This window comes from Nakamurella panacisegetis (assembly GCF_900104535.1).
GTDB lineage: Bacteria > Actinomycetota > Actinomycetes > Mycobacteriales > Nakamurellaceae > Nakamurella > Nakamurella panacisegetis.
In genome coordinates, this window is record NZ_LT629710.1 from 3,028,009 (window position 1) to 3,049,130 (window position 21,122).

General features: G+C 69.5%; 19 protein-coding genes. 11 read left to right on the forward strand and 8 right to left on the reverse strand.

Going from position 1 to position 21,122, the window contains the following annotated elements; translation table 11 throughout:
- Positions 1–2: 2 nt before the first annotated feature.
- On the reverse strand, positions 3–1,478 hold the full coding sequence (locus BLS97_RS13455; protein ID WP_090476652.1) for a glutamate--cysteine ligase family protein: 1,476 nt from the start codon (positions 1,476–1,478) through the stop codon (positions 3–5).
- Between the two features lie 165 nt (positions 1,479–1,643).
- On the opposite strand from BLS97_RS13455, the gene BLS97_RS13460 reads away from it, so the two are divergent.
- Positions 1,644–2,876, forward strand: a complete 1,233-nt coding sequence (locus tag BLS97_RS13460) for an amidohydrolase (RefSeq protein ID WP_090476654.1) — start codon at positions 1,644–1,646, stop codon at positions 2,874–2,876.
- 137 nt (positions 2,877–3,013) lie between these two features.
- Here the strand turns inward: BLS97_RS13460 and BLS97_RS13465 are convergent, their stop codons facing one another.
- Together BLS97_RS13465 and BLS97_RS13470 are read right to left on the reverse strand one after the other, a co-directional pair.
- Positions 3,014–3,442: a VOC family protein gene (locus BLS97_RS13465; protein ID WP_090476656.1), complete on the reverse strand. Its 429-nt coding sequence runs from the start codon at positions 3,440–3,442 to the stop codon at positions 3,014–3,016.
- 15 nt (positions 3,443–3,457) lie between these two features.
- Positions 3,458–3,910, reverse strand: a complete 453-nt coding sequence (locus BLS97_RS13470) for a gamma-glutamylcyclotransferase family protein (protein ID WP_090476658.1) — start codon at positions 3,908–3,910, stop codon at positions 3,458–3,460.
- Between the two features lie 208 nt (positions 3,911–4,118).
- Between BLS97_RS13470 and BLS97_RS13475 the strand changes: the two genes are divergently transcribed.
- Entirely contained in the window at positions 4,119–4,313 is a 195-nt protein-coding gene (locus BLS97_RS13475) for a hypothetical protein (protein ID WP_090476660.1), read from the forward strand.
- Positions 4,314–4,401: 88 nt separating this feature from the next.
- Complete coding sequence (locus tag BLS97_RS13480; RefSeq protein WP_090476662.1) at positions 4,402–5,808, forward strand: NAD(P)H-quinone dehydrogenase; 1,407 nt, start codon at positions 4,402–4,404, stop codon at positions 5,806–5,808.
- A gap of 69 nt (positions 5,809–5,877) precedes the next feature.
- Here the strand turns inward: BLS97_RS13480 and BLS97_RS13485 are convergent, their stop codons facing one another.
- The 4 genes from BLS97_RS13485 to BLS97_RS13500 form a co-directional block, all read right to left on the reverse strand.
- Complete coding sequence (locus tag BLS97_RS13485; RefSeq protein ID WP_090476664.1) at positions 5,878–7,047, reverse strand: S53 family peptidase; 1,170 nt, start codon at positions 7,045–7,047, stop codon at positions 5,878–5,880.
- A gap of 485 nt (positions 7,048–7,532) precedes the next feature.
- Complete coding sequence (gene glpK, locus BLS97_RS13490; RefSeq protein ID WP_090476666.1) at positions 7,533–9,050, reverse strand: glycerol kinase GlpK; 1,518 nt, start codon at positions 9,048–9,050, stop codon at positions 7,533–7,535.
- A 64-nt stretch (positions 9,051–9,114) separates the two neighbouring features.
- Positions 9,115–9,858, reverse strand: coding sequence for an MIP/aquaporin family protein (locus tag BLS97_RS13495; protein WP_090476668.1), 744 nt, complete (start codon positions 9,856–9,858; stop codon positions 9,115–9,117).
- 194 nt (positions 9,859–10,052) lie between these two features.
- On the reverse strand, positions 10,053–11,837 hold the full coding sequence (locus BLS97_RS13500) for a glycerol-3-phosphate dehydrogenase/oxidase (protein WP_090476670.1): 1,785 nt from the start codon (positions 11,835–11,837) through the stop codon (positions 10,053–10,055).
- Positions 11,838–12,158: 321 nt separating this feature from the next.
- Here BLS97_RS13500 and BLS97_RS13505 point away from each other — a divergent pair, with 321 nt between their 5' ends.
- The 8 genes from BLS97_RS13505 to BLS97_RS13540 all read left to right on the forward strand — a co-directional run bounded on the left by BLS97_RS13505 (position 12,159) and on the right by BLS97_RS13540 (position 20,505).
- Positions 12,159–12,929: an IclR family transcriptional regulator gene (locus BLS97_RS13505; protein ID WP_090476672.1), complete on the forward strand. Its 771-nt coding sequence runs from the start codon at positions 12,159–12,161 to the stop codon at positions 12,927–12,929.
- Positions 12,926–14,452: a glycerol kinase GlpK gene (gene glpK / locus BLS97_RS13510; RefSeq protein WP_090482161.1), complete on the forward strand. Its 1,527-nt coding sequence runs from the start codon at positions 12,926–12,928 to the stop codon at positions 14,450–14,452. Before BLS97_RS13505 ends, glpK (BLS97_RS13510) begins: the two co-directional genes overlap by 4 nt.
- A 60-nt stretch (positions 14,453–14,512) precedes the next feature.
- A complete protein-coding gene (locus BLS97_RS13515; RefSeq protein WP_090476674.1) occupies positions 14,513–16,267 on the forward strand; it encodes a glycerol-3-phosphate dehydrogenase/oxidase in 1,755 nt (584 codons plus the stop codon).
- An 80-nt stretch (positions 16,268–16,347) separates the two neighbouring features.
- Positions 16,348–17,043 carry a DUF4129 domain-containing protein gene (locus tag BLS97_RS13520; RefSeq protein WP_090476677.1) on the forward strand — a complete coding sequence of 232 codons (696 nt, stop codon included), beginning with the start codon at positions 16,348–16,350 and terminating at the stop codon, positions 17,041–17,043.
- Entirely contained in the window at positions 17,040–17,582 is a 543-nt protein-coding gene (locus BLS97_RS13525) for a hypothetical protein (protein WP_157695406.1), read from the forward strand. The genes BLS97_RS13520 and BLS97_RS13525 overlap by 4 nt, the downstream gene beginning before the upstream one ends.
- Complete coding sequence (locus tag BLS97_RS13530; RefSeq protein WP_090476680.1) at positions 17,582–18,631, forward strand: AAA family ATPase; 1,050 nt, start codon at positions 17,582–17,584, stop codon at positions 18,629–18,631. The genes BLS97_RS13525 and BLS97_RS13530 overlap by 1 nt, the downstream gene beginning before the upstream one ends.
- 6 nt (positions 18,632–18,637) lie before the next feature.
- A complete protein-coding gene (locus tag BLS97_RS13535) occupies positions 18,638–20,035 on the forward strand; it encodes a DUF58 domain-containing protein (RefSeq protein ID WP_090476682.1) in 1,398 nt (465 codons plus the stop codon).
- Positions 20,032–20,505: a hypothetical protein gene (locus tag BLS97_RS13540; protein WP_157695407.1), complete on the forward strand. Its 474-nt coding sequence runs from the start codon at positions 20,032–20,034 to the stop codon at positions 20,503–20,505. Before BLS97_RS13535 ends, BLS97_RS13540 begins: the two co-directional genes overlap by 4 nt.
- A gap of 24 nt (positions 20,506–20,529) precedes the next feature.
- Here the strand turns inward: BLS97_RS13540 and BLS97_RS13545 are convergent, their stop codons facing one another.
- Complete coding sequence (locus BLS97_RS13545; protein ID WP_090476686.1) at positions 20,530–21,063, reverse strand: hypothetical protein; 534 nt, start codon at positions 21,061–21,063, stop codon at positions 20,530–20,532.
- Between the last annotated feature and the right edge of the window lie 59 nt (positions 21,064–21,122).

Below are 21,122 nucleotides of genomic sequence, written 5' to 3' on the forward strand. Positions count from 1 at the left end.
CGTCACGGCAGCTCCCAGGTGTGTACCGGCTCGTTGGAGTGCATGCCGACCGAATAGCGGTGCAGCATCTCGGTCAGTGCCTCGTGGCGACTCATCCCCTTGCTCTCCAGCCGCTGCACCGCCTCGCTCTGCCACCAGGAGCCGTTGCGCCGCAACTTGCATCGCTCCTCGATGATGGTCAGGTAGCGATCGCTGGTCGACGCCGAGACCCCCCAGCGGTCCAGACCCTCCTGGGCCAGCGGCAGCAGGTGGCGCAGGATCAACTCGTCCCAGGAGACCTCGCCGAACCCGGGCCAGTAGAACATCGCGTCCACGCCGTGACGGGCACCGGCGTCGAAATTGGCCTTGGCCGCGTCGAAGGACATCTTCGTCCACACCGGGCGGTCGTCACCGGCCAGCATCTTCACCGCCCCGTAGTAGAAGGCGGCGTTGGCCAGCACGTCCACGACGGTCGGTCCGGCCGGCAGCACCCGATTCTCCACCCGCAGGTGCGGGACGCCGTCGACCACGTCGTAGACCGGTCGGTTCCATCGGTAGACGGTGCCGTTGTGCAGACGGAGTTCTTGCAGGCGAGGCGCTTTGCCGGCCGCGAGAACGGCCTCGGGGTCCTCGTCGGTGGTCTCCGGGAGCAGGGCCGGGAAATAGCGGACGTTCTCCTCGAACAGATCGAAGATCGACGTGATCCACCGTTCGCCGAAGAACACCGGCGGCCGCACGCCCTGGTTCCGCAGCTCGGGGGAGCGGGTGTCGGTGGCCTGCAGGAACAATTCGGTCCGGGTCTCGGCCCACAGTCGCTTGCCGAACAGGAACGGAGAGTTGGCGCCCAGGGCCAGCTGCGGGCCGGCCAGGGTCTGCGCCGCATTCCAGTTGGCGGCGAACGCGGCCGGCGACACCTGCAGGTGCAACTGCACCGAGGTGCACGCCGATTCCGGCGCGATCGTGTCGGCGAACATCTTCAAGGACTCCACGCCGGTGATGTCCAGCTCCAGGTCCTCCCGGCGGTGCGCGAAGATCGCTTCGCTCAGCGCCGCGTACCGGGGATTGGCGCTCATCCAGTCATCCTGGAAATGCTCGGGGGCCAGGGTGGGCAGGATCCCGATCGACACGATCTCCGAGCCGGATTCGTTGGCCTTGGCCTCGGCGTGGTTCAGGGACTTCCGCAGCATCGATTCGAGTTCCAGCAAGGAGTCGCCGGTGAGCGGCCCCGGCGGGACGTTCAGTTCGATGTTGTACTGGCCGAGTTCGGTCTGGTACGCCGGATCGGCGATGGCGGCCAGCACCCGGGCGTTGGCCATGTCCGGCTGCCAGTTCCGGTCGACCAGGTTCAGTTCGATCTCCAGCCCGGTGAGCGGCTGGTCGAAGTCGAAGACGTGCTCGGCCAACATCTTCTCGAACACGTCGAGGCACCGACGGACCTTCTCGCGGTAACGCTGCCGCTGCTCGCGGGTGAAGGAGCCGCTGGAGATGTCGTCGCCCATGGTGCCTCCTGGGGTTGAAGCGACTGCCGGCCGCGCTGCTTGCGACACCGGTCACAGCCAACCACACGGGTAACGTGACGTGCGGGCTGCGCCCCGTGGTGCGGACAAAATCTACAGTGATCGTGATCTTCACTGATCACGAACTTCGACGGTGATGGCGAGCAGATGACCTCCTCCGGCGCGACGGCGCAACTCCAGGTTCCCGACGACCTCGGCTCGGGCCGTGGCCCGGACTTCCTGGAGGCCTATCTGGCCCGGTCGCTGGGCGAACTGGTCGTCATGCGCCGGGACATCCACGCTCACCCCGAGCTGGCGCGGACCGAATCGGCCACCACCGCCCTGATCCTGCGGACCCTGCGGGCGGCCGGCATCACCGGCCGTCCGCTGCCGGGCGGGACCGGCGTGGTGGCCGAGCTCGGGCGCGGTGACCGGGTGATCGCGCTGCGGGCCGACATCGACGCGTTGCCGCTGCGGGAGACCTCCGGGCTGCCCTTCACCTCGACGGTCCCCGGGGTGTGCCACGCCTGCGGCCACGACATCCACACCACGGCCCTGATCGGCGCCGCCCAGGCCCTGGCCACGGCGGACAACCTCCCGGGCCGGGTGCGGTTGATCTTCCAGCCGGCCGAGGAGGTGATGCCCGGCGGCTCGCACGACGTCATCGCCTCCGGAGCGCTGAACGGCGTGGAACAGATCTTCTCCATCCACTGCGATCCGCGGCTGGAAGTGGGCCGGGTCGGTCTGCGGATCGGCCCGATCACCTCCACCAGCGACGTCGTCGAGATCGAGCTCACCGGGCCGGGCGGCCACACCGCCCGCCCCCACCTGACGGCCGACCTGATCTACGCCCTCGGCGTGGTGATCACCGGCCTGCCGGCGTTGCTGACCCGGCGGATGAACCCGCGTTCCGTGCCCGTCATGGTGTGGGGGAACGTGCATTCCGGCGTCGCCGCGAACGCCATACCGGAGACCGGCGTGCTGCGGGGCACGCTGCGGCTGATGGATCGGGCGGGTTGGGACCAGGCCGAGGGCCTCGTCCGGGAACTGATCGCCGACCTGCTCGCCCCGACCAAGGCCGGCTTCGTGCTGAACTACCTGCGCGGCGTCCCGCCGGTGGACAACGACCCGGATTGCACGGAGATCCTCCGGCTGGCCGTCGGCGGCGCGGCCGGGCTGGAGCACACCGCGGTGGCCGAACAGTCGACCGGAGCCGAGGACTTCGCCATCTATCTCGACCATGTGCCGGGAGCCCTTGCCCGCGTTGGTGTCTGGGACGGGGTCAGCCCACAGGTCGACCTGCACTCGGGGGCGTTCCGGGCCGACGAACGAGCCCTGCCGGTGGCCGTGCGGCTACTGGTCCACACCGCACTGGAAGCCCTGGACGCACCGCGGCCGTAGTCGAGCGGCGTCGCCCGCGTTGTCTGCGTCGACCGGAATGACATTTGCGCTCCAGGCCGCCAATCGCGGAATTTTCATTCCGGTCGATGCGCCGCCCATGGCCACGCCACACGCGGGTGCTGCCGGTCGAGGATCGATCAGCCGAAGTCGGGGATGACGAGCGTCCCGTCGTCGTTGATCGTGAAGCCAGGGTTGTAGGCGATTTCCCACGGGTGGCCGTCAGGGTCGGTGAAGTAACCGGCGTAGCCGCCGTAGAAGGTGGTCGCCGCGGGTCGGGTGACCGTGGCCCCGGCCAGCCGGGCCTGGGCCATCACCTCGTCGACCTCGGCCGCGGAGCGGACGTTCTGGGCCAGGGCGAAACCGCCGAAACCGTGCCGCCCGTCGTCGGGCAGGCCGCAGTCCTCCGCCAGCTTGTCCCGGCCCCACAACACCAGCCCGAGTCCGCCGAGCTGCAGGAAGACCGTCTCCTGCACCTCCTGCCCCCGCCAGCCCACGGCTTCGTAGAACGAGCGGGCTCGGGTCAGGTCGGTGACGCCGAGCGTGATCAGGCTGACTCGCTGCTCCATCGATCCTCGCCCTCGTCAGCTGCCGATCGAACGGCAGGGCCGACGGCGCAACTCGGCCACGTACTCCGACGGCGCGTCCGCGGCCTCGGCCGCATCGGCGATGACGCCCAGATAGCGCGCGGACGGGACGCCGCCTTCGAACGCCTGCAGGGCGTAGAGCCAGGCCAGCTTGTCGCCCTCCAACGTGTGCACCCGGAGCCGGAGTTTGGTGTACAGGCCCAGGTCGGCGCCCTCCCAGGAGTCCAGGTTCTTCTCGTCCGAGGTGGCCATGTCATAGAGCACGACGAACACGCTGCTGTCGGGGTCCTCGACCACCGTGGCCAGCGCGCCCTCCCAGCCCAGGTCCTCGCCGCCGAACGTCAGGCGCCACCCGGGCAACCATCCGCTCCCGGCCACCGGTGACGACGGGCAGCGCTGCAACATCTGCGCCGGATCCATGTTGGATCCGTACGCCGCATAGAGGGCCATGAGGGGAGCTTATCCGCCGCGGCGGTTCTCGCGGTGGCCCGTCGTGGCCGCCGTGCGAGACCCCGGCGTCGACCACTTCTTCGAGTGGACGGGCGCCGGTCGGCGATGTCCATCGGTGCGTTCGCCCGGACGAGCCCGACCGCTGCTACCGTGACGGTTCTGCGGGCGGTCGTCCCCTGACCGCGCGACGCCAGTACCGGAGGGCACCGTGAACACTCGCTACGCTGCCGAGATCGATCTGGAGAACACCGCCACCACGCACTCGAAGCTCGTCCTGATGGGCGGTCGAGGCCGACGGGTCCTCGAACTCGGCGCCGCGTCCGGCTACATGAGCAGTGTGCTCGAGGCCAGTGGACCCACGGTCACGGCGGTCGAGTACGACGCCGAGGCCGGCAACTCCTGACGCTCCGCAATTCTCCGAAAACAGCGGCCGGGCCGAGTTGTGGCCCCGCCGGAAGACCGAACACCGCGATGGACAGGAACGAGAACCGATGACCCGGATCGTGATCATGGGCGGCGGCCCCGCCGGCTACGAGGCGGCGCTGGTGGCCGCCCAGTACGGCGCCGAGGTGACGCTGATCGAGACGGACGGTCCCGGCGGCGGATGCGTGCTCTACGACTGTGTGCCGAGCAAGACGTTCATCGCCTCGGCGGGGGCTCGGACCTCGGTCCGTGACGCGGACGAGCTCGGCGTCATCGTGCCGCCGCAGAAGGTCGACGTCGACGTCGAGGTCGTCCACGGCCGGGTGAAGTCGCTGGCCCTCGCGCAATCGGCGGACATCGGCGCCCGGCTGCTGTCCGAGGGCGTCGCAATGATCGCCGGCCGGGCCGAACTCGCCGATTCGGCGCCCGGCCTGGCCGCGCACCGGATCCTGGTGCACGGCAATGACGGCGTCGACACCGTGCTGGAAGCGGACGTGGTGCTCATCGCCACCGGGGCGTCACCTCGAATTCTCGATTCGGCTGTGCCTGACGGGGAGCGAATCCTCACCTGGCGGCAGCTGTACACGCTCAAGGAATTCCCGGAGCACCTGATCGTCATCGGCTCGGGTGTGACCGGAGCCGAATTCGCCTCGGCCTACAACGAGATCGGTGTCAAGGTCACGTTGGTGTCCAGCCGCGACCGGGTGCTGCCCAGCGAGGACGCCGACGCCGCCGCCGTGATCGAAGCGGTGTTCACCGAGCACGGGGGCGGACTGGCCCGCCGCGCCCGCGCCGCGTCGGTGGTCCGCGAGGGCGACGAGGTGGTGGTGACCCTGACCGACGGCCGGCAGGTGCGCGGCTCCCACGCACTGATGACCGTCGGTTCGATCCCGAACACGGCCGGAATCGGATTGGACAAGGTCGGGATCGAGGTGCCGGACAGCGGTTTCATTCCGGTCGACCGGGTGTCTCGCACGTCGGTGGCCGGCATCTACGCGGCCGGCGACTGCACGGGGGTGCTGATGCTGGCGTCGGTGGCCGCCATGCAGGGGCGGATCGCCATGTGGCATGCGCTCGGGGAGGGAGTTCCCCCGATGCGGTTGCGGACGGTGGCGGCCAACGTGTTCACCCATCCGGAGATCGCCACGGTGGGCATCAGCCAGGCCGAGGTCGACGCGGGTACCGTCCCGGCCCGCACCATGATGATGCCGCTGTCGACCAATCCACGCGCCAAGATGACCGGGATGAGGAACGGTTTCATCAAACTGATGATCCGCCCGGCCACGGGCATCGTCATCGGCGGGGTGGTGGTCGCTCCGGAAGCCTCGGAGCTGATCCTCCCCATCGCGATGGCCGTGCAGAACGGGCTCACCGCAAAGGATTTGGCGTACACGTTGAGCGTGTACCCGTCATTGTCGGGCTCCATCACCGAGATCGGCCGTCGCCTCATGCACTACGACGGCGACCTCGGCTGAGTCGTCGCCCCTGACGTCGGGGTCCGTTGGTGGGCAACGTTCTGTCGTTGCCCACCAACGGTTCCGAGATCAGAAGGCGGTGGTGCCGATCGGTGTGCCCAGTCCGGTCGGGCCGTCCCAGCCCGTGCCAGCCGTGCACCAGATCGCGGTGCTGCAGGTGCCGTTGGATCCGGAGGTGACGTCGTTCAGGCTGGAGCTGTGCGCCCAGGTGTACGACGCCGGGTAGCCCGATGTGTTGCCGGACAACGCGTATACCGATGCGATGATCGGAGACGATGCGCTCGTCCCGCCGAACACCATCCAGCCCTTGGAACCCTGGTACGCGGTCGAGTCGTACACGGCGACGCCGGTGTTCGGATCAGCGACGGCCGAGACATCGGCGTTGGCCTTGCCGGAGCACTGGGTGACCGAGGTCTGCCAGGTCGGCTTCGCGTTCAGGGTCGAGCAGCCGCTGCCGGCCCCGGACCACGCCGATTCGGTCCAGCCGCGGGTGTTCGACGCCTTGGACAGGCTCGTGCCGCCGACGGCTACCACCGTGCCGAAGGACGCGGGGGACTCCACGCCGTAACCACCGTCACCGGTGGACGCGGTGATCGCGATTCCCGGATGGTTGTAGGCCGAACTCGAGGCGCTGTCGGAACCGCCGTAGGAATTGCTGATGGCCACGACGCCCTGGGTGGCGGCGTAGTTGACCGCCGTGCCCAGATCGGCGAAGGACGCAGATTTGGCCTCGACCAACAGGATCTTGCAGTCCGGGCAGGCGGCCGAGACCATGTCCAGGTCGAGGCTGATCTCCTGGGCCCAGCCCGCGTTCGTGCGAGGCACGGCCCCGCCGGTCTGGCCGACCTTACGGAAGCATCCGTTCGCGGTCGTGCACGCCGACAGCCCGTACTGACTGCGGTAGACCCCGAGATCGGCCGCGGCGGTCGGGTCGTCGTAGGCGTCGACGATCGCGACCGTTCGCCCGCCACTGGATGACGAGGTGAGAGCGTAGGCCGATCGGATGTCGGTCGGCCCGAGGCCGCTCGGGCTGGCGGTGGCGGCGGGTGCGCCGGCCGCATCCACCTGCACCAGGGCCTGGCAGGCGGCCTGACCGGCCGGGGCCACGGCGCACACCCGATCCGCCCGATGTCGACTCTGGTGGTCCGCGGTCGAACTGGCCGACGCGGGGCCGGCCGGCCCGATCAGCAGAGCGGCGGCAAGGGCCGTCACCGCGCCGAGGATGATGCTTGTCCTCATCTGAACTCCTGACTGCTTGGGGCAAATCCGGACGATAAGTTACTTTGCCCGAGCAATGAGAAATTGTGAAGAGTGCACGCCGAAATTATTTCGGAAATCGGGCCGAGCGGCGAGATTTGTTGCCGGGCAGCGCGATCTGGAGAGTGAATTTCCGGGATATGTGGGCGGGGCGGCGACGTCCGTTCAGCCACCTGGCGTGACAATTCGTCAGTCTGATGGTCAATTCCTTGGCCGATGGTCACCCGCTTGCGCCGATCGCCGGCCGAGTGACTCCGAGGTGTGCGACCGCCGGAGCGGGGGACGACGAAGGGCGGGGCGCACCCCTCGGTGCGTCCCGCCCTGTGGACCAAGACGACCCCGATCGGCTCGGCGTGGATCAACTTCGCCGGTTTGTGACGAATGGGACAGGAGTCGCCATGTTCATCCATGCCTGCGAAGTTGATCCACGCCAAAGCGGGCCGAAGTCGATCGGCGGCGGCCGAAGGTCAGGCCTCGTCCTCGACCCAGTCGAAGGTCTTGGTGACGGCCTTCTTCCATGAGGCGTAGGCCTTGGCCCGAGCGCCTTCCTCCATGTTTGGCTCCCAGCGCTTGTCCTCGGCCCAGTTGGTGCGGATGTCGTCTTCCGTTGCCCAGAATCCGACGGCCAGGCCGGCGGCGTACGCGGCGCCGAGGGCGGTGGTCTCGGCCACCACCGGACGGATCACCGGGACACCGAGGATGTCGGCCTGGAACTGCATCAGGGTCTCGTTCATGACCATGCCGCCGTCCACCTTGAGCGCGGTCAGGTCGACCCCGGAATCGGCGTTCATCGCGTCGAGCACCTCCTTGGACTGGAAGGCGGTCGCCTCCAGCACCGCCCGCGCGATGTGGCCCTTGTTGACGTACCGGGTCAGACCGACGATCGCGCCGCGGGCGTCGGAGCGCCAGTACGGGGCGAACAGACCGGAGAACGCCGGGACGAAGTAGCAGCCACCGTTGTCCTCGACCGACTTCGCGAGATCCTCGATCTCCGGGGCCGAGTTGATCAGGCCGAGGTTGTCCCGGACCCACTGCACCAACGACCCGGAGACGGCGATGGAGCCTTCCAGGGCGTAGACGGTCGGCTGGTCTCCGATCTTGTAGCAGACCGTGGTCAGCAGGCCGTTCTTGGACGGGACCTTCTCGGTGCCGGTGTTCAGCAACATGAAGTTGCCGGTGCCGTAGGTGTTCTTGGCCTCGCCGGGGGACAGGCAGGCCTGACCGAACGTGGCCGCCTGCTGGTCGCCCAGAATGCCGGAGATCGGCACCCCGGCCAGCACACCGCGCGGACGCACCTCGCCGTACACCTGCGAGGACGACTTGATCTCCGGAAGCATCGACATGGGGATGCCCATGTCCTTCGCGATCGACTCGTCCCAGGTCAGGGTGTCCAGGTCCATCATCAGGGTGCGCGAGGCGTTGGTCGGCTCCGTGATGTGCAGACCGCCGTCGGGGCCACCGGTCATGTTCCAGACCGTCCAGGTGTCCATGTTGCCGAACACCAGGTCACCCGCTTCGGCCCGCTCCCGCGCGCCCTCGACGTTGTCCAGGATCCAACGCACCTTGGGGCCGGAGAAGTAGGTGGCCAGGGGCAGCCCGACCTTGTCCTTGTACCGCTCCGCGCCGCCGCCCAGCGCCCCGAGCTGCTGACAGATCGCGTCGGTCCGGGTGTCCTGCCAGACGATCGCGTTGTAGACCGGCTCGCCGGTGTTCTTGTCCCAGACCATCGCCGTCTCGCGCTGGTTGGTGATACCGACGGCGGCGATGTCCTCGGCCTTGAGGTCGGCCTTGGCCAGGGCGCCGGCCGTCACCGCGCGGGTGTTCTCCCAGATCTCGACCGGGTTGTGCTCCACCCAGCCCGCCTTGGGAAAGATCTGCTCGTGTTCCTTCTGGTCGACCGCGACCACGCGGCCCTCGTGGTTGAAGATCATGCACCGGGTGGAGGTGGTGCCCTGGTCGATTGCTGCTACGAACTGTTCGCTCATTGGGGGTTCCCTTGTCTCACTTCGTCGTGAATGGTGTGCCGGAGGCCGGGTTGAGGACGGGTCCTCAGGCCTTGACCGCCTTGATCAGGTCGGCGGCGTCGGTCGCCTTGAACAGGAGGGTGGCCAGGATCGCGCCGATGACGGGGGCGACGACCGGGATCCACGAGTAGCTCCAGTCGGAGGAGCCCTTGCCCTTGATCGGGAGGAGGGCGTGCGCCACGCGAGGACCGAGGTCACGAGCGGGGTTGATCGCGTAACCGGTCGGTCCACCCAGGGATGCGCCGATGCCGACGACGACCAGTGCAACGCCGAGCGGGCCGATCGAGGCGGGGGTACCGCCCGACATCAGGATCCAGAAGATCAGCACGAAGGTGGCGATGATTTCTGTGATGATGTTCCACACCGGGGTGCGGATCGCGGGGCCGGTGGAGAACACGCCCAACTTCTTGCCCGGATCGGCTTCGGCGTCGAAATGCTCACGAAACGCAGCCCAGGCCAGAACGGCACCGATGAATGCGCCGAGGAATTCCCCGCAGAAGTAGATGAGAGCCTGTTTGGCCGAAATGTTGCCCATCATCCACTGGGAGACGGTGACGGCCGGATTGAGGTGGGCGCCGGTGGGGAAGGCAACGTAGACGCCGACGAAAACGCCGAGACCCCAACCGAAGTTGATCAGCAGCCAACCCCCGTTCTCGCCCTTGCTGCCCTTCAGAATTGCCGTTGCGACGACGCCACACCCGAGTAGGAGAAGAAGGGCGGTGCCCATCGTCTCGTACAGGAAGATGTGGCCCAAGCTGACAGTACTCAACTAAGTCCTCCATTGGACTGGGCCGGCTTCGTTGCCGGCGAGGTTGATGGGTGGTTCGTGATGACGACGCGTGCGGTACGCCCGATCCATCGGTCAGGGTGGCATCGGCGCCTCCCGGTCGTCACCGGCGCGCAGTCGGTTCCCCGTGCCCCGTGGTGCCACGGTCACCGACGCCCGTCGTCCGCGCATTCCGGTCACAGCCCCTGATCGGCTTTGCCCTGGCCTTCGGCCGCCCCGTCGACCCCGTGCCGCTCGCCGGGGGATTCCGCGCCGACCCGCACCTCCGGGGCGCCCATCCGGGCGGCATCGGCGGTCTGGTCGTCGGGCATCTGCTGCGACTCGATCTCGGCCTTCACCCTGGCCCGGTAGTGCTCCACCTCGTTGGCGACGGCCGCGGCGTCCCAGCCGAGCAGAGGAGCGACCAGATCGGCAACCTCCTGAGCGACGGCCTCTCCGCGGTCCCAGGTGTCCACCGAGATGCGGGTGCGGCGGGCCAGGATGTCGTCCAGGTGCAGCGCCCCTTCGTGCGAGACCGCGTACACCGCTTCGACCTTCAGATATTTCGGGGCGTGCTCGAGCGGGTCGCCGAGTTCGGGCCGCTCGGCGATCAGGGCGACGATCTCCCGGATCAGGCTGCCGTACCGGCCGAGCAGGTGCTTGACCCGCGGCTCGTCCAGATGCACCTCGGCGGCCAGCTTGTCCTGGTTGTTGGCCAGCGCCGCATAGCCGTCGGCGCCGATCAGCGGAACCCGGTCGGTGATCGACTTGCCGATCTTCCCGGGTAGCTGCTCCACCGCCTTGTCGACCGCATCCTTGGCCATCACGCGGTAGGTGGTGTACTTCCCGCCGGCCACGATGACCAGACCCGGGACGGGGGACACGACGGCGTGTTCGCGGGAGAGCTTGCTGGTCTGGTCCTCCTCGCCGGCCAGCAACGGACGCAGGCCGGCGTACACGCCGACCACGTCGTCGCGGGTCAGCGGCTTCTCCAGCAGGCGGTTCGCGTGGTCGAGGATGTAGTCGATGTCGCTGCGGCTGGCGGCCGGATGGGCCAGGTCCAGGTTCCACGGGGTGTCGGTGGTACCGATCACCCAGAAGTCGTCGCTCCACGGGCACGGGATGATGAAGAGCAGGCTCTTCTCGGTCTCGGTGATCAGTCCGGTGTCGGAGTCGATCCGGTCGCGCGGGATGATCACGTGCACGCCCTTGGACGCGGTGACCCGGAACTGGCCCTTGCCCCCGATCATGTGCTGGATGTCGTCGGTCCAGACGCCGGCCGCGTTGACCGTCGTCTTGGCCTTGACCTCGATGTCGCGGCCGGATTCGAGATCCTTGACCACGGCGCCGATCACGCGTTCGCCGTCACGCAGGAAGCCGGTGACCCGCGCGCTGGTGGCGACCAGCGCGTCGTAGGAGGCGGCCGTGCGGGAGATCATCATGGTGTGCCGAGCGTCGTCCAGCTGCCCCTCGTAGAACATGATGCCGCCCTTGATCCCCCCGATCTTGCCGCTGCGGAAGGACTTCAGGGTCGACTTCTTGGACAGGTGGCGCAGGTGACTGGGCACGCCGCGGCCGGCCCCAAGAACGTCGTACACCCCGACCCCGGTGCCGACGTAGGCGCGGTCCCAGGCGGTCTTCTCCAGCGGGTAGATGAACTTCACCGGGCGAGCCAGGTGGGGACACAGCGTCTCGAGGATCAGCTTGCGTTCCCGCAGGGCCTCGAAGACCAGTGAGAAGTTGAGCTGCTTGAGATAGCGGAGCCCGCCGTGCACCAGTTTGGACGAACGGCTGGATGTGCCGGACGCCAGGTCGCGGGCTTCCACCAGGGCGACCTTCAACCCACGGCTGGCCGCGTCGAGCGCGGCGCCGGCGCCCACCACACCACCGCCGATGACTAGGACGTCGAACTGCGTCTCGGCCATCTGCCGGAGTGATTCCTCACGGTTGGACGGGCTCAGAGCGGTGGACAGGAAACTCATGACGGCACTCCATTGGCTTCGTTGGTGCTGCCCTCGGCGGCCGTGGGGTGATCACGGCCGGGGAGGAGGTGGGATGAACGCAGCAAGGAGGCGGGCAGGCCGGGACCATCGGGGTTCTTACGCCGCAAGGTCATCGACGGATCCTCACTGATCAATCGGGTTGGGCTCTTCCGCGGGCGCAGTACGACCGCCGAAAGTGCCTCGTGGTGCACCGTATCGGTGCCCCGCGGACCGGGACAACCTGTAGCGTTCGGCAATGCCGAACGGTTAAAGGTTCGGCATTGCCGAACGATGTGAAGTGCAACCGAGTACGCTGATCGAGTGTCCGCGACTGTGCAGTCCGTCGAGCGCGCGGCGGCCATGCTCCGGCTGCTGGCCGACGAGAACGAGCCGATCGGGCTGGCTCAGATCGCGTCGGCACTGGGTCTGGCCAAGGGAACGGCCCACGGCCTGCTCCGCACCTTGCAGGACGTCGGGTTCATCGAGCAGACCTTCCCGACCGGGCCCTACCGGGTCGCCCCCGAGATCTTCCGTCTCGGCTGGGCCCGCCTGGATCTCAACGAGTTGCGGTCGAAGGCCCTGAACTGGACCGATGCGCTGGCCGCGCGCACGGGGGAGTCGGCCCGGGTGGCGGCCTTCGCCGACGGACAGGCGGTGGTCGCCCACCATGTCTTCCGGCCCGACCTCAGCGACCAGGTACTGCTCACCGGTTCCGCCGTACCACTGCACGCCAGCGCGCTGGGCAAGGTGCTGCTCGCCTTCGACCCGGGCGCGGCCCGCAGCATCATGGGCAAGCCGCTGCCCGGGTACACCTTTCGGACCATCATCGATCGTGTTGCCCTGCAACGGGATCTGGCCTCGATCCGTGATCAGGGCTGGGCCGCGGCGGTGGAGGAGTCGGCCGCCGGGGTCACCGGGGTCGCCGCCCCGATCCGCGATGGAGGAGGCTACGTGGTGGCCGCCGTCGGCATCGAAGGAGACACGAACCGGATGTGTGACGAACGCTCCCGCCCGCGCCCGGCCCTGGTGTCTCACGTGATCCGGGCCGGCCGGTCGATCTCCCGCGAACTCGGGCACGGTCGCGAATGGTGAGCGAGAAGTTCGTCGCCGCCCTCGACCAGGGCACCACCTCGACCCGGTGCATGATCTTCGACGTCCACGGCACGATGGTGGCGATGGCCCAGCGGGAGCACCACCAGCACTACCCGCGGCCCGGATGGGTCGAACACGACGCGGCCGAGATCTGGTCGATCGTCCGGCAGGTGGTGCCGATGGCCTTCTCCGACGCGGGCGTCGAGCCCGGGCAGGTGGTGGCCTTCGGCATCACCAACCAGCGCGAGACGACGGTGGTCTGGGACCGGATCACCGGCCGGCCGGTGGGCCGGGCGATCGTCTGGCAGGACACCAGGACCACCGACCTGCTGGCCGAGATCGCCGGCGACATCGATCCGGCCGAGATCACCGCCCGCACCGGCCTGCCGTTGACCGGGTACTTCTCCGGCCCGAAGCTGCGCTGGATCCTCGACCACGACGAGAACATCCGGGCCCGGGGCGAGCGGGGCGAGCTGATGTTCGGCACCATGGACTCCTGGATCACCTGGAACCTGACCGGGGGGATCAACGGAGGCCTGCACGTCACCGACGTGACCAATGCGAGCCGCACCATGCTGATGAACCTGGAGACCCTGGACTGGGATCCCGTTCTGCTGCAGGCCCTTCGGGTCCCGCGCAGCATGCTGCCGGAGATCCGCTCCACCATCGGGGTCGTCGGTCACACGGTGCACCCGGTGCCCGGCGTGCCGATCGGGGCCATCATCGGTGACCAGCAGGCGTCCCTGTTCGGCCAGACCGCCTTCGACGCCGGCGAGGCCAAGTGCACCTTCGGGACCGGCAGTTTCCTGTTGCTGAACACCGGACAGGACATCGTCCGATCCAGCCACGGCTTGATCACCACCGTGGCCCACCGGGTCGGCGACGAGCCGGCCCACTACGCACTTGAGGGATCGGTGGCGGTCGCCGGCGGCCTGGTGGCCTGGTGCCGCGACAGCCTGGGCCTGATCCGGACCGCCGCGGAGATCGAGACCCTGGCCGCGACCGTGCCCGACAACGGGGGATGCTATGTGGTGCCCGCATTCTCGGGACTCTTCGCCCCGCACTGGAACCCGTCCGCGCAGGGCGTCCTGGTCGGTTTGACCGCCTTCGTGACCAAGGCCCACATCGCTCGCGCCGTTCTCGAGGCGTCGGCCTGGCAGACCAGGGACGTGATGGAGGCGATGCGGGCCGACGCCCGGCTGTCAGCCCGCAGTCTCGCCGTCGACGGCGGCATGACCACCGACAACCTGCTCATGCAGATGCTGGCCGATGTACTGGACGTCCCGGTGGTGCGGCCGATGATGGCTGAGACGGTGGCCCTGGGCGCCGCCTACGCCGCCGGGCTGGCCGTCGGCTACTGGCCCGACCGCCAGGCGCTGCGGCGCAACTGGCAGCGCGCCGCCGAATGGCGCCCGACGATCGACCCGGCGCGCCGGGAGGCCGAGTACGCCGCCTGGACGGCGGCCGTGGGACTGGCCGACGCGTGGGGACATCGCGGCGCGACGGTCCAGCTGGTGACCTGACACCGGCGAACCAGCACAATCGAAGTGGATCAAACCCAGCAAAGGGGCGGTGAGGCGAGGATGACGACGCAGACGAGCGACCAGCAGGGCGCCGACGGCGGGGGCGCCGGGGCGACCTGGGGGCAGGTCCACCGGGCCGACAGCTGGCGGCGACTGGCCGCCGAGGAGTTCGACGTGGTGATCATCGGCGGCGGCGTGGTGGGCGCCGGGGCCGCCCTGGACGCGGTGACCCGCGGTCTGTCGGTCGCGTTGGTCGAGGCCCGTGACCTCGCGTCCGGCACGTCCTCCCGGTCGTCGAAACTCTTCCACGGTGGCCTGCGCTACCTGGAGATGTTCGAGTTCGGCCTGGTCCGCGAGGCCCTGCGGGAACGCGAACTGATGCTGACCAAGATCTGCCCGCACCTGGCCAAGCCGGTGTCGTTCCTCTACCCGCTGTCCAAGCCGCTGATCGAGCGGCCCTACGTCGGGGCCGGGCTGATCATGTACGACTCGATGGGCGGCGCGAGATCCGTTCCGCGACACAAGCATCTGACCAGGGCCGGTGCCCTCCGTCTGGTTCCCGGCCTGCGGCGCGACGCCCTGGTCGGCGGGATCCGCTACTTCGACGGGCAGGTCGACGACGCCCGTCACACCCTCACCGTGGCCCGGACGGCGGCCGCCTACGGCGCCGTCGTCCGCACGTCCACCCAGGTCGTCTCGTTCATCAAGGAGGCCGACCGGATCACCGGGGTCCAGGTCCGGGACGTCGAGACCGGGGACGAGACGCAGGTGCGGGGCAAGGTCGTGATCAACTCGACCGGCGTCTGGACCGATGAGTTGCAGCGGCTGTCCGGGGGCCGCGGCCGGTTCAAGGTCCGGGCGTCCAAGGGGGTGCACCTGGTGGTGCCGAGGGACCGGATCACCTCCGAATCCGGGATCATCCTCAAGACCGAGAAGTCGGTGCTGTTCGTCATCCCGTGGGGGGCGCACTGGATCATCGGGACGACCGATACCGACTGGAACCTCGACCTGGCCCACCCGGCGGCAACCAAGGCCGACATCGACTACATCCTCGACCACGTGAACCGGGTGCTCGCCGTTCCGTTGACCCACGAGGACATCGAGGGCGTCTACGCCGGTCTCCGGCCGCTGCTGGCCGGGGAGAGCGAGCAGTCGTCCAAGCTGTCGCGAGAGCACGCCGTGGCCCGGGTCGCGCCGGGACTGGTGGCCATCGCCGGGGGCAAATACACGACGTACCGGGTGATGGGCGCCGACGCGGTCGACACTGCCGCCGAGGACCTGCCGGGCCGGATCAACCCCTCCTGCACGGCTGATGTGCCGCTGCTGGGCGCCGACGGGTACCGGGCGCTGGTCAACCAGGCCGACCGGATCGCGGCCAACCACCACGTCCATCCGTACCGGATCAAGCACCTGCTCAACCGTTACGGCTCGGAGATCCACGAGCTGCTCGCGCTCGCCTCGGCCGACCCCGAGTTGTGGAAGCCCCTGCCCGGCGCCGACGAGTATCTGCAGGTGGAGGCGTTGTACGCGACGACGCACGAGGGGGCCCTGCACGTCGAGGACGTGCTGGCCCGCCGGACCCGGATCTCGATCGAGTATGCACACCGGGGGACGGAGACCGCCCCCAGGGTGGCCGAGCTGATGGCGGGCGTGCTGGGCTGGACCGACGCCCAGCGCGATCAGGAGGTGGCCACCTATCTGGCCCGGGTGGAGGCCGAACGACGGTCGCAGACCGAGCCGAGCGACTCCTCGGCCGATCAGGTGCGCCGGCAGGCACCGGAGATCCGCGACCTGCTCGTCTCGCCGGTCGCCTGACCCTTGTCGAGCGCGACCACGACGCCCGCCGTGCCGCACGTGGGCGCCGCAGGCCATGATGAGCCGATGGGGGGGTCGAGGTGATCCGCAGCCGCCGGCCGACGCCGACCGCGCCGGTACGGGTCGGGCTGCTCGTGGCCACCGGCGTGCTCCTCACCGGGGCCGCCCTCTGGGCCGGGGCGAACGGACCGTGGACCGGACGTCCGGAACGCACCCGATCGGAGCCCACCGACCTCCCGACCTTGCCGACCTTCACCCCTCCGACGCTGCCGACCCGGGCGCCGGTCAACCCGCGGACCGGGACCGGAAGCTCCTTCGACCCCACCATCGTCCTGCTGATCCTGGGTGGCGTCCTACTGGTGGCCCTGGTGCTGATGGCCGGCTCGATGATCCGGAACCGCTCGGACGGCGCCGGCCCGAAACGGCCGAAGAGCCCGGTCCGGGACGAGGTGATCCCATCGCCGTCCCAACCTGACCCGGCGCGACCCTTCGACACCCGCGAGGCGGCCGACTACGTGATCGCCAGTTGGGAGCAGGTCGAGCGGCAGGCCGGGGCCACCGGCTTCGGCCGCGGTCCCGCCCAGACGCCGACCGAGTTCCTCGACGCGCTGCGGGCGGCCTACCCGATGGACGAACGGGCCTGCGCCGAACTGCTGGCGCTGTACCAGCGGGCCCGGTTCGATCACGTGCGGCTGCGGCCGGACACGGCCGCGCGCGCCCGGGCCTGCGCCGACATCGTGCTCGGCGCGATCACCGCCTCGTGGTCCCCGCCGTGACCGGGCCACCCCCGGCCTACCCGCCGACCCGGACGACCTCGCGGGGCGCGCACCTGGTCGTCGCGGCCGGCATCGGTCTGGTCGCCGCTCTCGTGCTCTACGTCATCCGGGCCCCGCTGTCCCGGTCCCTGGCCGCCGGCGTGGTCTTCGCCGTCGGTTCGTTCGTCCTGCTCCGGGCATCGGAGGTCCCCGCTCTCGCGTGGCCGGCCACACCGCCGTCGAAGGCGGACGAGCTCGGGCAGATCCAGCGATGGCGACTCAACGGGTTCGACGCCCTGACCCATCGGCCGCCCGGCCTGAGCCCGGACCTCCGCCGTCGCCTGGCCGCTCTGGCGAGCGCCATCGCCGCGCGTCGGCACGTCGTGATCGGGTCGCCGGCCGCGATCGCGCTGCTCGGCCGGGGCCATCACGACCTGCTGTTCCCGCCGGAACGGGCCGAGGGCGATCCCCGGCCGGACCCGCCGACCAGCGCGCAGCTGATCGACCTGATCGACCGTCTCCTCGAACTCGGCTCCAGCTCCCCCTCGGAAGGACCCTGATGACCACGCCTGTACCCGCGGCGCCCGACCTGACCCAGAACGCCGACCTGGGCCGGAGCCCGGCCCGGCCCGGTGAGCCGGTCGCGTCCCCGGCCGAGATCGCCCACACCGCAGGGCGTATCGCCGAAGCGGTAGGAACCGCCGTGGTCGGCAACGGGTACCCGCTGCGGTTGGCGCTGGCCGCCATCCTGGCCGGCGGGCACGTCCTGTTCGAGGACAACCCGGGTCTGGGCAAGACGTTGCTGGCGCGGAGTCTGGCCGGCGCGCTCGGGTTGGAGTTCCGCCGGCTGCAGTTCACCCCCGACCTGCTGCCCTCCGACATCACCGGCTCCTACCTGTACCACCCGGGCCGGGCCGAGTTCAATTTCCAGGCCGGACCGGTGTTCGCCGGCCTGCTGCTGGCCGACGAGATCAACCGGACACCGCCCAAGACCCAGTCGGCGCTGCTCGAGGCCATGCAGGAGGGGCAGGTCAGCGTCGAGGGCCACACCCACGTGCTGCCGCGGCCGTTCCACGTCATTGCCACGGCCAACCAGATCGAGTACGAGGGCACCTACGCGCTGCCCGAGGCCCAGCTCGACCGGTTCCTGGTCCGCACCCGCCTCGGATACCCGCCGGCGCAGGCCGAGGCGGAGATGCTGCGCCGCCGGATCGCCCGGGCCGCGGGCGACCAACCGGTGCCCCAGGTCACCGACCCGGAATCGTTGCGCCGGCTGCAGGCCGGGGTGGAAAGGGTCGACGCCGATGCCGACATCATCGGCTACTGCGTCGATCTGGCCACGGCCAGCCGACGGCACACCTCGGTCGAGGCCGGCGTCTCGCCCCGCGGTACCCAGGCCCTGCTGCTGTTGGCCCGGGCCTGGGCCGTCCTGGACGGCCGCGGATTCGTCGTGCCCGAGGACGTGAAGGCGGTGGCCGTGGCCGGTCTCGGGCATCGTCTTGTGCTCACCCTGGCCGCCAACGCCGAGTCGGTGTCCGGGGAGGACGTGGTGCGTCATCTGCTGGCCACGGTGCCGACCCCACCGACCCTGCGGGCCGCGGGGCGCTGAACTCCGGTGAGCACCCCCGATCCGGGCCGTTGGCGCCCGACGGCGGCCCTGTACCGGGCCACCGCCTTCGCGACCGCGGCCATCGGTCTCGGCATCGCGTTCGGCCGCCCGGACATCGCCGTGCTGGGAATCCCGTTCGCGTTGCTCCTGGTCCTCGCGCTGTCGGTCCGCCAGCCGGGTCCGGGGTTGCCCCGCGCATCGGCCCGCGTCGAAGGTGAGGTCTTCGGTGACCGGCCGGCCACGGTGGCGACCGACGTCGTCGGACTGGACGGAGTCCAGTTGGTGACGCTGCGGACACCGGACCAGGACGGCGCTCCCGGAGGCGGGTTCGGCACCATGGCCGGCGGAGCGGACGGCACGCTCAGCACCCGGACCCGGACCTCCGGGTGGGGGGTCATGCCGCTGGCGCGGCCCGATCTGGTCGCCGCCGGCCCGGACGCGCTCTACGTGGCCGGCCCGGTGATCGGGGAGGCGTTGCGGGTCACGGTGCCCCCGGCAGTGGAGAAGGTCGACGGTCTCCAGCTGCCGCCGATCATGGGGGGCTGGGCCGGCGAGCATCGGAGCCGGCGCCCCGGCCAGGGCGGTGATCTGATCGATCTGCGCGAGTTCATGCCGGGCGACCGCCTTCGCAGCATCCACTGGCGGGCCTACGCCCGGCACCAGCGGCTCTTCGTCCGGCGTACCCAGAGCGACGCGGACACGGAGTTCGTGCTGTGCCTGGACACCCGCTTCGAAATCCTGCCGCAGACCCGTGGGGCACTGACCGGTTGGCAACGATTCCGGCAGCGGACGGTGCGCAGCTGGTCGCGTCTGCGGCTCCTGCTCAGCGGATTGATCAGGGTGGCGGAGCCGATGGACGGCCGGGATCCGTCGATCCCGCGGTCTAGTATCGATTTCACGGTGGCCGCCGCGGCTGCCATCACCGCGACCCAGCTGCGGGCCGGGGACCGGGTCGGCGTCCTCGACCTGGCCCACGTGCGTCGGCACGTGCGGATGGGCAGCGGATCCCGCCACCTGCAACGGGTTCGGTACCAACTGGCGCTGGTGCGGGGATCCAAGCTCCGGTGGATGCCGATGCCGGAGCTCTGGGGACTGCCGTCCTCCGCCGTGGTGGTCCTGATCTCGCCAATGATCGACGACGTGGCCATGCAGGCGGGGCTGGATGCCGCCGGGCGCGGACATCAGGTGCTGGTGGTGGATGCGCTGCCCGTCCACGAGTTGGTGGCCGCAGCTCGTACGGATCATTTCCCGCACGCCGTCAAGGAGGTGCAACTCCTGTTGGCCGAGCGTGACGTGCGGCTGGATCGGTTGCGGGCCAAGGGGATTCCCGTGCTGACCTGGGACCAGGGACAGATCGCGACCGATCTGGCCGCCGTCATGCGATTGCGCAGGCACCGCCGATGACGGCACCACGGGAGGATCCCGCGGTGCCGGTCCAGCGTGAGGTGCCGACCCTGGTCCTGCCCAGCGGCGGCGCGTGGCTGCGCATCCTGCTCATCCTGGCCTGCGTGCTGATCATGGTGAACTTGTTCGTGCACGGGCAGGGCGGCGGGCAGAACTTCCTGCAGTGGACGATCGCCGTGTCCCTGACGCTGTGGGTGGCGATCCGGCCCGCGTCGTCGGCCCCGGTGGTCCTGTTGCTCCTGACCCTGGTGATGCAGGTCTTCTTCGGAAAGGCGCAGTTGGACGGTCGTCTCATCACCTTGGTGCTGCTGCTGCCCCTGGTGCACCAGCTGTCCGCGCTGGCCGCCGTCGTGCCGCTGCGCTCGGCCGTTCGGTGGCCGGCCCTGATCCCGAGTGTGGTCCGGTGCCTGGGGGCGGTTCTGGTCACCGTGCTCGGACTGCTGCTCAGTCACGGACTGGGCTGGTGGTGATATCCGGGTGATCCAGTCGCCGGGTCAGCCGACGGGAGCGGTTTCGACGGCCGTCGCGGGGGCGGTGAGCCGGGCGGCCCGCACGGACCGGACGGCGATGACGGCGATGCGGGCGACGACCTCGGTCAGGGCCAGCAGCACGAGCGCGGTCTGCCAGGTCTCGCCGCTGGTGATGTGGTGGGCCACGGAGAAGTCGGCGATGCTGACCGCGCCGCTGTGGTGCGAGATCCAGATGATGAATCCGAGCCGGGCCGTCATGCTGGCTATCCAGAGCCCGGCGGCGGCCGGTCCGGCCTTGATGAACGCCGCGCCGTCGGCGCTCCGGACGCGGGTGAGCAGACCCCCGGCCAGTCCGAGCGCGATGCCCAGCGCCGCGGCCAGACCGATCAGCAGCAGGTCGTTGCCGCCGGTGGGGAATGAGTGCAGGTAGGAGTGGGCGACGAAGGCGACGATGCCGGCCGGCAGCAGTACCACCCGGGCCGTGAACTTCTCTTCGCGCATCTGCCGCACGACGATGAGGATGAGGACGATGTCGATGATCCAGTCGGAGGTTGTCATGCCTCGAGCTTCGCCGGGCGGACCCGATCGCGCCTCAACCTCAGGGTGGAGGTCGGGTG